Below are 15,149 nucleotides of genomic sequence, written 5' to 3'. Positions count from 1 at the left end.
AACTGAGTCGTTAAGCATCGGTCATTGATAAAAGAGGATGTAACATGAGCACAACTGCCGAAAACATTCAGCGTCAAATTAGCGAAAACCCAATCCTGATTTACATGAAAGGATCGCCCCAACTGCCCCAGTGCGGGTTTTCTGCCCAGACCGTTCAAGCGCTAATGAGCTGCGGTGAGCGCTTTGCGTTCGTTAATATCCTGGATAACCCGGATATTCGTGCTGAACTGCCCAAAATTGCAAACTGGCCCACCTTCCCTCAGCTATGGGTCGAAGGCGAGCTTGTGGGTGGCTGCGATATCGTGGTTGAGATGCACCAAAACGGCGAGCTGGAAAAGCTGGTAAAAGCGGCGGCCGAGCGTGCCGGTGCGGCGGAAGGTGGTGATAACGCATAGGCATTGATGAACACTCCGCCTTTTCAGGCGGTTGGCGGGCTGCGGTGCAGCCGCTAGAATGACGTTTGTTCTCGCATAGTTCTTATTATGCGCCGTCTTTGTTATGCATCACCTTTAGTTATGCATCGAGGCACTTCCCTCGCGCTGTCTTCAGCGTGAGGGAAGCCAGCCCGCCGAAGGAAGTACAGCTTCATGAGCTATCAGGTTCTGGCCCGCAAGTGGCGACCTCGCACATTCCACGAACTCGTTGGTCAGGCCCATGTTCAGCGCGCCTTGGTTAATGCCCTTGACCAGGGCCGTTTACACCATGCTTATCTATTCACGGGGACCCGTGGAGTGGGTAAGACCACCTTGGCACGTATTCTAGCCAAGTGTTTGAACTGCACGGCGAACGGTCGGGGTGATGAAGGCATTACCTCTACTCCCTGTGGGCAGTGCGATAGCTGCCAAGCGATTGATGAAGGGCGCTTTGTAGATTTGATTGAGGTTGACGCGGCCTCAAGAACCAAAGTGGAAGACACCCGCGAGCTGCTCGATAATGTGCAGTACGCCCCCACGCAAGGGCGTTATAAGGTGTACCTGATTGATGAGGTGCACATGCTCTCTACCAGCAGTTTCAACGCGCTGTTGAAAACCCTGGAAGAGCCGCCTCCCCACGTCAAATTCCTGTTGGCAACAACTGATCCGCAAAAACTGCCGCCAACGGTTCTTTCGCGCTGCCTTCAATTTACCCTCAAGCATATGCCACCCGAGCGCGTGGTCGAGCACCTCACCTATGTGTTAGGGGAAGAGGGTGTAGCATTCGATGAAAGCGCCCTGTGGCTGTTGGGTAAAGCTGCAGAAGGGTCTATGCGCGATGCCATGAGTCTTACTGACCAAGCCATTGCGTTTGGCCAGGGAGCGGTGCGTCACGCGGATGTGGCTGCCATGCTGGGCACCTTGGATCATCGCCATATTCTTGCTCTGGCAGAAGCTTTGGCTGATGTAGATGTCCAACGCCTGCTGGCCGAAGTGGCTGAATTAGCCGAGCAAGGCCCAGACTTTGCCGCCGTGTTGGATGAGCTTTCAAGCATGTTGCACCGCTTAGCGGTGGCGCAGATGGTGCCAGATGCGGTTGATAACAGTCATGGTGACCGTGACGTCATCCTGCAGTTAGCCAGCCGTTTTACCGCTGAAGATATTCAGCTCTATTACCAGATTGGTATTCAAGGGCGCGGAGACATGGTGCACGCGCCGGATCTGCGCAGCGCGTTAGAAATGACGCTGCTGCGTATGTTGGCGTTTCGCCCTCAGGGCGTGCCGAAGCCGTCGCGTACACCTCTTCCGCTGCGTCCTGAGCCTGCCCAGGCGGTAGCGACGGAAGCGAGTGCTCAAGCGCCAGGAGCGGCTATGGCTCCCACAGCGCCCGAGCCCACGCCACAACCTGTAACAACGCCAGAAGCCCAGCCCATGGCAGGCGTTCAGAGTGCGCCTGAGGTTGAAACAAATCCTGAGCAGCCATCTGCGCAAAGCGATCACGACCACCATGTGGCCGATCAAGATGCTTTAGCGCAGTCGGCGGAGCCTCACGCCGAGGCCGAGGTGTCATCAACAGTCCCTTTCGCTGAAGAAGCGCCGCCACTTCAGGAGCCACCGCCTTGGGCGGTTGAGGCTGAAACAGAGGTATCAGAGGCGGCTGCTTCCCAGCCACGTTCTGAGTCAGAACCTGCTAATGAGCCCCAGACCACTTTGCAGCCTCAGGCGATAGAGCCCTCTACGGCAACAGAGCCAACACCTCAGGCAGCACCCCATGCAGAGAGTCTGCCAGCTATTCAGTCAGGTGAATTGGATAATGCACAGTGGTTGCAGTGCTTTGACTCTCTGGGCCTTGGTGGCTTAACCCGCAATTTGGCGGGCAACTGTTTGGTAGAGAGTGACGACGGTACTTTGTTGACGCTTCGCCTAGACCCCAGTCAAGAGGCAATGCAGGCGGAAATTCATCAAACGCGAATTGAACGGGCGCTGAAAGAGCAGGGCATGCCGCGGCGAATAGCATTTTACGTGGCTGAATTGTCCAACAGTTTAGAGACTCCTCGCCAGCGAGAGAATCGTCTAAATCAAGAGCGTCACGCTAGTGCAGTTGATCTGCTCAATCACGACCCCCATGTACAGAAGTTACAGCAGGCGTTTGGTGCAAAGCTGATAGAATCCAGCGTTAAACCATCCGATGAAATGCGCTAAGCTCGTTTTTATATAGTCGTAATGCAGATATAGACATAGACATCCTTTTAACCACGTTGGAGATCGGATCATGCTTAAAGGTGGAATGGGCAACTTGATGAAACAAGCCCAAGAGATGCAGGAAAAAATGCAGCGCGTCCAGGAAGAAGTCGCCAAAGCTGAAGTTCAGGGCGAGGCTGGTGCGGGTATGGTCAAAGTCACTATGAACGGTCGCCATGACGTGTCAAACGTGTCTATTGACCCCAGCGTTATGGAAGAAGACAAAGAGCTATTGGAAGATTTGTTAGCTGCGGCGGTCAACGATGCGGTACGCAAATTGGAAGTTAACTCTAAAGAAAAAATGGAAGAAGCGACGGCTGGCCTGAACCTTCCTCCCGGCTTTAAGATGCCATTCTAAGCAATGCGTTTTTCTCCTCTCGTTGAGCAGTTAATGGATGCTTTTCGCGTACTGCCAGGCGTTGGGCCTAAAACGGCTCAGCGCATGGCGATGCACCTACTTGAGCGGGAACGCCCAGGTGGACAGCGACTTGCTGCGGTTATCCAACAGGCGATTGAAGAGGTCGGCTACTGTCAACGTTGTCGAACGCTCACTGAAGCCGACATTTGTATGCTGTGTGAGAGCCCTCGCCGCGATGATGCTCTGCTTTGTGTCGTTGAGTCGCCTGCCGACCAACTGGCGATTGAAGAAGCCGGTGGCTTTAAAGGACGCTACTTTGTGCTCCATGGGCACCTTTCGCCGCTAGATGGCGTGGGGCCTGAGTCGATTGGTTTAGACTTGCTGGAAGCGCGAGTTGCAGAGGGGCTCATTGAAGAGGTGGTATTGGCGACGAACCCTACCATCGAGGGTGAAGCGACTGCCCACTATATTGCTTCGTTGCTATCCGAACACGGCGTCAAACTCTCGCGGCTTGCCTATGGTGTGCCCATGGGTGGAGAGCTGGAGTACGTTGATGGCGGCACTTTGAGCCGTGCGTTTAACGGTCGTCTGCCTTTTGCCAGCGAATAAGCCTACCTAAAACGCAAACGCTTTAGCGTTTGCGCCAACCTGGAAGAATACTTTTGTCCTCTCTTACCCCTTCTTTTCAATGGCTTGATACTTCAGAGGCGCTCGATGCCGCGTGCGAGCAAGTAGCCGATGCTTCCGTAATTGCTCTGGATACCGAGTTTTTTCGAGAGAACACGTTCTTTCCAGTACCTGCGTTGATTCAATTCACCGCAGGAGAAGAGGCTTATCTGATTGATCCGGTAGCCGTCCCCTGTACCGATAAATTCCGTGCTCTGCTGCAAAATAGTGCGATCAAGCTACTTCACGCCTGTAGCGAAGACCTGGAAGTCTTCCAACACTGGGCGGGAGTGTTGCCAGTGCCGTTAATCGATACCCAGGTGGTGCAAGGTTTTATAGGCGACAACCCGGGGATGGGATATCAAAAACTGGTCGAACTTTGGATGGGCGAGACCTTGCCTAAAGAGGAAACACGCTCAAACTGGCTAGTACGACCGCTAACGCCTGCACAGTGCCATTACGCCGCGCTGGATGTTATCTATTTATTGAAAGTTTGGACGCTTCAGGCAGAAAAGCTCGCCATGCTGGGACGGCGCGAGTGGGTAGACGCTGAGTGCGCCAGTTTGATTGAACAGGCCGGGCGCAGCGTTGATAACGATCAACAGTGGTATACCCGTCAACGCCAATTATGGCGCTTGATGCCTCGTCAAATGGAAGCGTATCGGCTGATGACCACATGGCGTGAAGGCGAAACACGCCGTCGTGATTTACCGCGTAACTGGCTAATTAGCGATAAATTACTGTTCGCCATCGCCGAAAAGATGCCCAGCAACCGCTTCGAACTCGCTGAAGTGGAAGGTGTTAAGCCAATGCTGGTCAAAAAAGAGGGCGATGCACTCTTGGCAATGGTGAAACAGGCGCAGCATTGCGATGAAGCGTCACTGCCAACGCGCTGGCCAGACCCCATGCACCCGGCCTTTAAATCACGTTTTAAGGCACTCAAAAAAGCGGTGACGGCTAAAGCCAGCGACTTAGGGGTAGCACCGGAAATGCTGTTGCGTCGCCGCGATATTGAAGCACTGGTGATGCAGGACTTGGCGGGGGAGCCTTTCACTTGGCCGACAGGTTGGCGTGGCGAGTATTTGAATGCTGCGCTGGCTGAGGCTCTTGAGGAGCGACCATCATGAGCGACAAATTGATTTGCGAAGTTTTCAAAAGCTCGCGTAAAGATGAGATGTATTTATACGTTGATAAGCGTCAAGGGTTGGCAAACGTTCCTGAGCCACTGCTCGAAACGTTTGGTAAGCCGCTGCCGGTTTTCACCATGCTTCTAACGGCCGATAAAAAACTGTCGCGCGTTAACGCGGCTGATGTGGTCGAAGGGATTAACGATAAAGGGTTTTATTTACAGATGCCGCCGCCTAAAGAGGCCTACTTGCTCGACGTGCATCGCGCCCACGTTGCCGCGCATCCTAATGCGCGTTCTGACGATGAGTAGCGTTAGCTTTACATGAATTTTCTTGCCCATGCGTGGCTCGTCAGAGCGGGGAGCGATGATTTTCTCTACGGCAATTTAATTGCAGATGGGGTTAAGGGGAGCGACTTAAGTGATTGGCCTGCGGCCATTGCGTTAGGCATTCGCCATCACCGCTGTGTGGACGCCTGGGTGGATAGTCATCCCAATGTTGTGAGTGCGCGCCGTCGTGCACCGCCTGCTCAGCGCCGCTACGCGGGCATTGCGCTCGACATGGTGTGGGACCATTTTCTGGCCCGGGATACGGCGGGGCAGGTCGACCAAGAAGTGATTGTAAAGCGCTGCTATCGACTGCTCTTAGCGCGCTCTGCGCCGAATCGGCTGGCGGGTATGGTGCCATCACTCGTCGAGCACGACTGGTTAAGAGGCTACGCTGATTTTGCGTTCACCTGTCGCGCCGTTGAGGGAATCGGGCGGCGATTATCTGGCCCCAATCAGCTTGCCGCTCTGGTGCCCTGGCTGCGCGGTGATTACCAAGCGCTAGAGGGTGATTTTCAGGCTTTATGGCCAGCGCTATTGGCAGAATTAAGCCACACTGATACACCACCATAGGACATGTTTCTGTGTGGTAGTGGAGGAGAAACCGATGGAAACCGCGATGCGCGAGCGTTTTTGGGAGCGCTATACCCTAGAAGAGTTGACGCCCCAGGAGTGGGAAGCGCTATGCGACGGCTGTGGGCAGTGTTGCCTGCTAAAGTTGCATGACGAGGATACCCAGGAGCTGGCAGTGCTGAACGTGGCTTGCCGCCTGCTGGATATCCACAGCTGCCAGTGTAGCGATTATGCGAACCGTTTTGAAACGGTTCCCGACTGCACCCAGCTTACCCCCGCCTTGGTCAAAGAGTTCACCTGGTTACCACAAAGCTGTGGCTATCGGCGAGTGGCAGAAGGCCGCAAGCTGGCGGGCTGGCATCCTCTGCTAAGCAATGACGCCGAACGGGTACACCGTAAAGGTGTCAGTGTGCGAAGCTTTGCGGTGTCCCAAGATGATGTGCCTGAGCAGCAACTTGAGTCACATATCATTGCCGTACTACCAATGTAATTCCTGACGCTTTAAGCGCTGGGCTGACGCTTAGGGGTATCCCAAATAGACAAAAACGCTTCTTTAACCGGTGAAAGCACCTGTTTAGCTGGCGCTTGGTTAGCGGATTTAGCGCTAGTCTTCTGAGGTGCGTCCCAAATTGTCGGGAAGTGATCTTGGTATTTCATGGTTTCAACTGACTCCTTGAGAACTGTCATAAGCATTGGGCGTATAAATCGCGCTTAGACATTGGTGTATGCGACTAAGGTTTAGTATGACGCAGAACCAAGGGCGAGTGAATAGTTTGTGGAAAATATTTTCACAAATAGTAGATGCGAATCCAATATGCTTAAGCACCCACTGAAAAGTTTGCTCAAAGAGCTGAGTCGAGTAATGGCGCTAATTACCCCGTGAGTGGTCTTTCAGCCAGTCCTGTAAAGCCTCAAAGGGCATCGGTCGAGCAAATAGGTAGCCTTGAAATACATCACAGTTTAATGCCGCCAATAACTGTTGCTGCTGCAGTGTTTCCACTCCTTCAGCAACCACCGCCAGTTCCAGGTGATGAGCAAGCGCAATAATGCCCTGAACAATAGCGGCATCCTTGCTGTTATTGGCAATATTGTTGATGAAGCTGCGGTCAATTTTCACCTTATCAACCGGTAAATGGCGCAGGTAGCTAAGGCTTGAAAAGCCGGTGCCAAAATCGTCAATGGCAATACTAATACCCATCTCGCTCAGCGCATGAAGAGTATCAATCGCTGTGTCGGTATCGTTCATCAGTATACCTTCAGTCAGCTCTAGCTCTAGTGATGTTGGGCTGAGGCCGGTAGCGTTAAGTGTGGCGGTAAGTGATGTTAAAAAGCTTGGCCGATGAAACTGCATCGGAGAAAGGTTGACCGATATACGGCAGTAACGGGGAAGTTGTGGCTGCAAAGTCAGAAAGTCACGGGCAGCGCGTTCCATTACCCATTGACTTAGGGCAATAATTTGCCCTGTCTCTTCAGCAATGGGGATAAATAGCTCCGGTGATATAGCGCCTTTACTGGGATGATTCCAGCGTACCAGGGCTTCAAAGCCCTGAACTTGGCCTTCACGCGTTAATAGCGGTTGATAATGCAGCTCAAACTGCTCATTCAGTATCGCTTCCTGTAAATCATTCCTAAGCGTCACTCGCTGGGTTAGTTTTTGGTTAATATCCTGAGTGAACGTTTGCAGTGTGTTACGGCCCTGCTGTTTGGCTTTATACATTGCCATATCGGCGTGTTGCAGTAGCTCTTCCGGTTGCGCCAACTGATTGTCGTTAAGGGCAATGCCTATACTTGCTGACAGATAGAGCTCATGGCGGCCAATGCGATAGGGCAACGCCAATGCTTCCAGCAGTCGCTCGGCAATTTCCTCGGCTTGAATGGGACTATCAAGATCTGGCAGTAGTAATACAAATTCATCTCCCCCGAAGCGGCATAATGTATCGGAAGGCCTTATGGCCAGTTCAAGCCGGCGGGCGACGTTAATAAGCACCTGGTCGCCAATACCATGGCCTAACGTATCGTTAATCGGTTTAAATTCATCCAGATCGATAAACAGAACGGCTAATTGCTGATGATGGCGTCGGGCAAGCTCTACGTCGTGTCGCAAATGGTCTTCAAACAGCGCGCGGTTACCCAGGCCCGTCAATGCATCGTGAGTGGCGTGAAACGCGAGCGCATTTTCGTGATCGCGGCGCTCAGAGATATCATTAATACTCCCCACAAAATGGGTTACTTGACCGCTATGGGCGCGCACAGGCGATAAAAATAAATTGTTCCAGAACGCTTGGCCATTTTTACGATAATTGCGAAGCGTTAGGATAATATCGTGCTGTTGCTCAAGGGCATGGTGTATTTCCGCAATTTGTTTTGGGTCGGTGTCTTCGCCCTGTAGGAACCGGCAGTTGTGTCCTTTGGCTTCTTCAAGCGTATAGCCAGTGATGGCTACAAAGGCTGGGTTGACGTACAAAATAGGGTAGTCAGGCTGTTGAGCCTCGCAAATTAAAATACCGTTACTGCTGGCTTCAATGCTGCGCTGATAGATGCGCAGTTGAGATTCTTTTTGCCGCAGCGCGGTCATCTCTTTGGCAATGCCGTAGACGCCAACGACGTGATCGTTTACGACGGTCGGTAAAAAAGAGACATCCAACTGGCGAGCACTGCCTTGTTGGCTGATGACTTCCAAATCAAAGCGTTGTGCAGCGCCCTTGAGCGCTTGTTGGAAAGCAGCATCGACCATGGCGTGGTGTTTGGGAGCAACAATATCCGTCCAGTGACTGCCAATAATCTGTGCTTCGCTAATTTCCAGCAGAGTGAGAACTGATCGATTCACGCTCAGGTATCTGCCGCTGAGATCAAGCGAAAACACCGCTTCAGGGTTTTGCGTAAACAGTGATCGAAACCGCTGTTCGCTGTCCTGTAGAGTCTCTTTCGCTTTAGAAAGCTCATTAGAGCGCTGGGCACGGGCTGATATCAGCGCAAGGCTGAAAACCAATTGGTAAGTAAGTAATAGCCCTGACAGCCCGCCCCCCGCGGCAATAAAATTGGCGAGTATTGGTGGCTGATTAGTTTGTTCAGTGAGCGCTAGGTTAACCACGGTTCCGCCTGCCAGTATCGTCGTATGTTCCGCCAGTGCGTCTGCCGGTGGCATGACAGATGTCGTAGGTAAAAGGCCGTCGCCGTCGTTCAACAAGTGGCCATTAGAGTGAAGAAAATGCAACGCATAATCACCATGGGCTACGCTGGTTTCCTGCTCCATGAGCAGCGCTATGTCGAGAACGACGACTAACTGATAAGCGTGGCTGGGTGGCTGAATGGAGAGTAACACCAGCGTGGGCCGCTCGTGATCAGGAAACGACCACTGTGTGGGATTTTGTTGCTGATTGAGCCAGGTCAGTGTTGCTAACGTCGTAAGCTGGGCATCAAGCCAGAGAAGGGCGTTGTCATGGCGGGCGCGACGCCATATATCATTGGTACCAGGATTAAAGTACGCAATGGCTAAGATGCTCGGGTAGTCGGTCCAGTAGCGCTCCACTTCCCGACTACGTGAGGCCGAATCCTCGAAGACTTGGCGCCAGCGCTCTGCCAGGCGTTCAAGGACAATCGCCCGTGACATCAGCGTTTGATCGATATTGACCGCAATACTCTCCAGGTTTTGCTGAGCGCTTTGGCGCATTTCCTGGTGCTGGTTCCAACTGACAAGAAACCAACCACTTATGCTCAAGCTAACGCCCAGAATACCGGCGAAAACGGCGGCGCTGCTTAACGACGTTCTCAAATGAGGAATACGTCGACTCACCATCAGCATTGCGATACCAAACAAGAAGCAGAGCAAGCCGGGTATTAGCGCACTTGCTCGCGGTAGCCATGCAGGTACCGGCCAGCCAAAGTTAACCGCCAAGGTAATGAAGCCAATGACCCATAAAAACAGCCCGCCAAGCTGCCAAATGCGCCGTTGCCAGTCCCCTTGTGCACCGACCCACAGACAAAAGGCAGCCATGATAAGTATAGGAGTGGCTTGGCTGGGGAGGCGGGAGTGTCCACTTAATAAAGAAATTGCGTAAGAAGAGGCGTCGAGAGCGTTGTGCAGTAAGGTATAAAAGGCAATCGTCGCGAGTGCTAATGCTGTCGCTTTACGCCAGCGCGGGCAGTTTGCCATTACTGCACTAAGGCCTACCCCGCAAAGTAAAATAACCAGCGCACTGTCGGGAATCAGGGCGAGAGATTTCGGCTGGTGCATGCTAGGGAAAAAACCTAGCAGGAAGCTACCCGTGCCAATGACGACGGTCGTGACCAGCAGCATAAGAAGGCCTGCTTGAAGAGCAAGCTCGCGATTATTGACTTCCATTAGTAGTTATTCGCATCTCGGTTTCAGGCACTCAGGGTCTTTGATACATAAACTACCTTTAGAAACCAACCGGTCACCAGCCCATATCATCAACGTAAAAGTAAGATATGTCAGTATTCGTTCCAGTTTTTTATCTAATCAAATGAAATAATAGGATTTTTTTGATTCGTTAAGGTAAGAGCTTAGCGGTTTTCTAAGCATAAAGAAGTAGATGTTTTTTCTGAATAATATGTACGAAAGTGATCGCGAATATAATCATTGCATCGTTTTTAGTTGTATTTGAGGCGAGGTGCACCATGCCAAATACGATCGGGAAATTGCTATTTCATAAGTAGAGTTTGACTTAAATCTTAAGCAGGATTAGGTGCGTATGGATTCTGAAGTCGTTGTCAAATGCAGTAGCAGGTTCGAATATAATCTGCATTATAAAACAGGCGCTTATTGGGCTGTTTCCAGACCTTGAAATGTCGCTTTGCGCAATAAGGTGTGTAAACTGAATGGTGACTGTTACCCATAAGTAAAGGACGATCATGACTGCTGCCAGCTTCCCTCCAATCTCTCCCCTTGTGGTGGGTATCGGCGCCTCTGCTGGCGGTTTAGAAGCCATTTCAAAATTGATTAAGCCGCTTGATCCGGGTCTACCCCTAGCGTATGTCGTGTTACAGCATGTATCACCAACGCATAAAAGTATGCTGGTCGACATTTTAAGTCGTGAGACCCGTTTACGAGTGCAGCGCTTTGAAAACAATCAAACCCCAGAAGCTGGGGTTATCTATGTGGTGCCAGCGAATAACAATGCTTTGATCAAAGAGGGGATTTTTTATACTACCCCCATAAAACCCCATGTGGGACCAAAGCCATCGGTGAACGAGTTTTTTATCTCGCTAGCGGCGGATGCCCATGAGGCTGCAGTGGGTATCGTACTATCGGGCACAGGCTCCGATGGCACGGCGGGTTTACGCGCTATTATGGCGGCCGGTGGTATCACTATGGTGCAAACGCCCGCGAGTGCTAAATACAATGGCATGCCCCAATCGGCGCTAGATGCTGGCGTCATTGATTATATATTGGATGTAGAGGCGATGGGGGCACGTTTGGCGGATCTTTCTCGGCTTGAGCGTTCAAGTCTTGAGGATAACCAGGCCTACGTGCCGGAACGCTTATTAGCGTTATTAAAAGAGCACCGACAGTTAGATTTTTCCGGCTATAAAAAAGGCACGTTAAGCCGACGAATAAGGCGACGCCTGATTGCCACTAATGTGGCGGATATGCACCAGTATTTAGCGTTAGTGGAGTCAAGTCATGCGGAGTTAGAACAGTTAGGTCGCGATATTTTAATTTCGGTGACGGCATTTGTACGCGACAGACCCGCGTTTGATGCTTTGGATGGGGCGGTGAATAGCCTTATCCAAGAGGCTGGTCGCGAGCCTATTCGGGTTTGGGTGGCGGGTTGTGCGACGGGGGAGGAGGCTTACTCCATTGCGCTAATGATTGCCGAAGCCAGACGGCGGCATGGCGAGTTCAGCCGGGTAGTGCAGATTTTTGCTACCGATATCGATGAAGATGCTTTGGAAATCGCTCGACGTGGGCGCTATATAGCGGCTGCCCTTGAGGCGTTGCCGTCCGAGTGGGTGGAGCGTTATTTCACTGCTGACGAGCATACTTACGAGGTCAATAAAGAACTGCGCGATATGGTGGTGTTTGCCAAGCATAATTTGGTCGACGACCCGCCATTTTTGCGTTTGAACTTGGTTTCTTGCCGTAATGTATTGATCTATTTTAATAATGAATTACAGGCGCGGGTGCTGCAGCGCTTCCATTTTGGCTTAAGAGCGAGAGGCGTGCTTTTTCTCGGACGTTCGGAAAGCATCGCCCAAACCGAAAGCTTATTTACGCCGCTTAATAGACGTGAGCGCCTGTTTCGTAAACTGGGAGAAAGTCGCGAAGTAGCCGTGCGCTCATCGCAAGGGGCCGTTGAAAGCCAGCCTTCACGTCGGCGTGATCGCGATATGCAACAACTGTTAGATGCGCTGGTTTCCCACATGGAAGCGACCGTCGCCCTTTGCGATACCCAGGGAAGCGTCTTACATACTGCGGGTGAGGTCGGCAAATTTTTACATTTTCCCGCTGGTCGTACGCAAGTGGGTATCAGCGATGTGATTAGTCCGGTTTTTCGCGGTGAGCTGATGGCGATGTTGCATCAATTTCAGAAGCTGCGAGAGCCTCAGTTAGGGCGCCGTCGGCGCTTTGAAGAACGCTGGTGGCAGCTCAGCGTGCGGTCGCTCTCAGAGAGCGATGACGACCGCCGTCTTCTGGTGATTCTGACACCGAATCAAACTATCGACACTGTTCCGGTGACCGATGCTTCATTAGGTCGGTTGATGGAGCCACTGCCGCTGGACAAAGGTAACAGCTTAGAAGATGAACTGGTGGCTACCCGGGAGCATCTCCAAGCGCTGATTGAAGAGCTGGCCACGGCCAATGAAGAGATGCAGTCGCTTAATGAAGAGGCGCAGGCGTCCAATGAGGAGCTTCAAGCCGCTAATGAAGAGATGGAGGCCTCCAATGAAGAGCTTCAAGCCACTAACGAAGAGTTGATAAGCCTTAATGAAGAGCTAAATGTTAAAACCAGTGAGCTGACGAAGCTTAACGAAGAGTACACCTACCTCTACGATGCGCTTGATTTTCCGCTGCTGGTGTTTGATACCGACCACTGTCTGAAGCGTTACAACGCACCTGCGGCGCGCTATTTTAATTTCCGACCCACCGTCCTTCAGCGGCATGTGGCGGGATTAAATCTACCTTCTGCGATCAATAACTTGGAAGAGCAGCTTGTCAGTGTTATGGCCAGCGGGGTGCCGGAAGAGGCCGTGGTTGACGTTGAAGGGCGGTTGCTGCAACGAGTGCTGACCCCCGGCGTTAGTCGCGAGGGCAAAGTAGAGCTGCTGATAGTGACGCTGATGGACATCACCGACCTGAGCCATGTGCAGGCCAAGTTACGCCAATCTCAGGCGCAGTTGCATGCACTTATGGAAAATAGCACGGTGATGATGGCGCTCAAGGATCTCAATGGCCACTACACTTTTGCCAATCCCCAGTTTTTAAATACGTTTGGTTTCTCCCAAAATGAGCTTGTAGGCCATACCCCCTTTGAACTATTTCCGGAACCTTATGCTAGCTCCTTGTGGACATGTGACCTTGAGGCGCTGCGCTATCAACGTATGGTAAAAGCGGAGCACGTGTTGACCGCGCCTGAAGGGGGAGTACGCATTTTCTCGACGGTTCACCAGGTGTTGCGCGATGAGCAAGGCCACCCCCATCTGATCCTGACAGAAGCTGAAGATATTACGTCACGCAAGCAGGCCGAGCGGGAAATGCAGGTAGCCGCCAAAGTATACGAGCAGGCGGGTGAGGCCATTGTTGTCATCAATGCCTTGGGTAATGTGCAGTCAGTAAATGCTGCCTTCTCGCGGATTACTGGATTTTCCGCCCACCAGGTGTTGGGTACGCCGGCGCTTCCGGTTCTATACAGTGAACAAGAAAATGGAGTGGATGCTGAGCCTTCTGATTCCTGCCACATATTATGGGAGCTGGTTCAACAGCATGGTTTTTGGCAAGGAGAGGTTTGGAACCGTCGGCAAGATGGCACGCTTTTCTCACAGTGGTTGACGCTTAACAGTATTGAGCCGGATAGCCATGAAGAGATGCTCTATGTAGCGGTATTTTCGGATATCACTCATATTAAAGAGTCTCAGCAGCACGCTGAGTACCTGGCCACGCACGATGCTTTGACAGGGCTCCCCAATCGAACCTTGTTTCAAGACCGTCTTCAGGTGGCCATTGCCCACTCCCGACGCAATAACCAAATCAGCGCATTGATGTTTCTAGACCTGGATAACTTTAAAAGCATTAACGACACTCTGGGTCATGACGTTGGCGATGAGCTGCTGATTCAAGTAGCTGCCAGACTGCGTGAACTGGTGAGAGATATGGACACCGTGGCTCGGTTGGGGGGCGATGAATTTACCATTATCGTCACGGAAACCACGATTGAAGGTGCCGAGCAGGTGGCCAAGCGGATTGTTGAGTCGCTTGCCAAACCCTTTGAAGTTCGCCGTCACTCGCTATTTGTCACCTCAAGCATTGGTCTGGCTTTTTGCCCCGATGACGGTGAAGATGTGGCAGGTCTAACCAAAGCTGCCGATACGGCGATGTACCGTGCCAAAGAGAATGGCCGCGATCGTTTTGAACTGTTCAAACCTGAGCTGCAAGAGCGCTTAATGCGTGACGTTGCCATTGAGCATGCCCTGCGTGAAGGTATGGAACAAGGTCGTTTGCACTTGGTTTATCAACCTAAATTTACTAGTGCGTCCCCTAACCAGCTTGTGGGGGCCGAGGCGCTACTACGCTGGAACGACCCTGCTCTGGGCGAGGTAAGTCCTGCCGATTTTATCCCTGTCGCGGAAGCCACAGGCTTGATCTTAGAGCTGGATCGGCATGTCGCACTGCTGTTGGTTAATCAGTTGGCGCAATGGCTTGCTGATGGCCTTCGCCCGCCGCCAGTGGCCATGAATGTCTCCGCCCGCAGCTTTCAGGAGGAGCGATTCATCTCCCACTTGTTTACCTGTTTAAAGCAGAACCGTGTTCCCCACGAGCTTATCCAGGTGGAAATCACCGAAAGTACGCTTGTTGATCGCTCAAGTGCGGCATTAGGCAATATTGAAAAGCTGCGTGAAGCCGGTATTAAGCTGGCGGTCGATGATTTTGGCACCGGCTACTCCTCTCTGGCGTACCTAAAACGGCTACCGTTGGCAGAGTTGAAAATAGACAAAAGCTTTGTTGACGGCCTAGGCAGCGCTGATGAGAGTGACCAGGCGATTGCGCTGGCTATTTTAGGCATGGCCAAAGCGCTTAATATCCGCACGGTGGGTGAGGGCGTGGAAACTCAGTCCCAACTGAGTTGGTTGACCGCTAATGGCTGTGATTACGTTCAAGGGTATTTATTATCAAGACCCCTACCGCTGGCTGAGTTTACCGTGTTAGTAGCGGCCTATGCTTTGCCTTCAAGCAACGATGATAAGGAAAGGAATTCCTAACGTGGCA

Annotated in this window: 11 protein-coding genes; 9 read left to right on the top strand and 2 right to left on the bottom strand. The window is 52.0% G+C overall.

Annotated elements, in window-relative coordinates; translation table 11 throughout:
• The first annotated feature begins 44 nt into the window (after nt 1-44).
• The 8 genes from grxD to AC5TBW_RS11845 all read left to right on the top strand — a co-directional run bounded on the left by grxD (nt 45) and on the right by AC5TBW_RS11845 (nt 6,194).
• Entirely contained in the window at nt 45-395 is a 351-nt protein-coding gene (gene grxD / locus AC5TBW_RS11880) for a Grx4 family monothiol glutaredoxin (RefSeq protein ID WP_007113218.1), read from the top strand.
• A gap of 192 nt (nt 396-587) precedes the next feature.
• The gene (gene dnaX, locus AC5TBW_RS11875) at nt 588-2,615 is read left to right on the top strand and encodes a DNA polymerase III subunit gamma/tau (protein WP_495508769.1); all 2,028 of its coding nucleotides are present in this window, start codon (nt 588-590) and stop codon (nt 2,613-2,615) included.
• 70 nt (nt 2,616-2,685) lie between these two features.
• On the top strand, nt 2,686-3,012 hold the full coding sequence (locus AC5TBW_RS11870) for a YbaB/EbfC family nucleoid-associated protein (RefSeq protein ID WP_290696077.1): 327 nt from the start codon (nt 2,686-2,688) through the stop codon (nt 3,010-3,012).
• 3 nt (nt 3,013-3,015) lie between these two features.
• Nucleotides 3,016-3,621 (top strand): recombination mediator RecR, encoded by a 606-nt coding sequence (gene recR / locus AC5TBW_RS11865; protein WP_495508768.1) that lies wholly within the window; start codon nt 3,016-3,018, stop codon nt 3,619-3,621.
• 47 nt (nt 3,622-3,668) lie between these two features.
• The gene (gene rnd, locus AC5TBW_RS11860) at nt 3,669-4,805 is read left to right on the top strand and encodes a ribonuclease D (protein ID WP_495511960.1); all 1,137 of its coding nucleotides are present in this window, start codon (nt 3,669-3,671) and stop codon (nt 4,803-4,805) included.
• A complete protein-coding gene (locus AC5TBW_RS11855) occupies nt 4,802-5,116 on the top strand; it encodes a YcgL domain-containing protein (RefSeq protein WP_495508767.1) in 315 nt (104 codons plus the stop codon). The genes rnd and AC5TBW_RS11855 overlap by 4 nt, the downstream gene beginning before the upstream one ends.
• 12 nt (nt 5,117-5,128) lie before the next feature.
• The gene (locus tag AC5TBW_RS11850; RefSeq protein ID WP_495508766.1) at nt 5,129-5,704 is read left to right on the top strand and encodes an acyl carrier protein phosphodiesterase; all 576 of its coding nucleotides are present in this window, start codon (nt 5,129-5,131) and stop codon (nt 5,702-5,704) included.
• Nucleotides 5,705-5,738: 34 nt separating this feature from the next.
• On the top strand, nt 5,739-6,194 hold the full coding sequence (locus AC5TBW_RS11845) for a YcgN family cysteine cluster protein (protein WP_495508765.1): 456 nt from the start codon (nt 5,739-5,741) through the stop codon (nt 6,192-6,194).
• Nucleotides 6,195-6,205: 11 nt separating this feature from the next.
• Here the strand turns inward: AC5TBW_RS11845 and AC5TBW_RS11840 are convergent, their stop codons facing one another.
• Both AC5TBW_RS11840 and AC5TBW_RS11835 read right to left on the bottom strand, forming a co-directional pair.
• Entirely contained in the window at nt 6,206-6,361 is a 156-nt protein-coding gene (locus tag AC5TBW_RS11840) for a hypothetical protein (protein WP_495508764.1), read from the bottom strand.
• A 211-nt stretch (nt 6,362-6,572) separates the two neighbouring features.
• Nucleotides 6,573-10,046: a putative bifunctional diguanylate cyclase/phosphodiesterase gene (locus tag AC5TBW_RS11835; protein ID WP_495508763.1), complete on the bottom strand. Its 3,474-nt coding sequence runs from the start codon at nt 10,044-10,046 to the stop codon at nt 6,573-6,575.
• A gap of 530 nt (nt 10,047-10,576) precedes the next feature.
• On the opposite strand from AC5TBW_RS11835, the gene AC5TBW_RS11830 reads away from it, so the two are divergent.
• A complete protein-coding gene (locus AC5TBW_RS11830; protein ID WP_495508762.1) occupies nt 10,577-15,142 on the top strand; it encodes an EAL domain-containing protein in 4,566 nt (1,521 codons plus the stop codon).
• Nucleotides 15,143-15,149: the final 7 nt, after the last annotated feature.

It is taken from the genome of Vreelandella sp. ssv, assembly GCF_059448525.1.
This window is presented reverse-complemented; position numbering and strand designations above follow the sequence as displayed.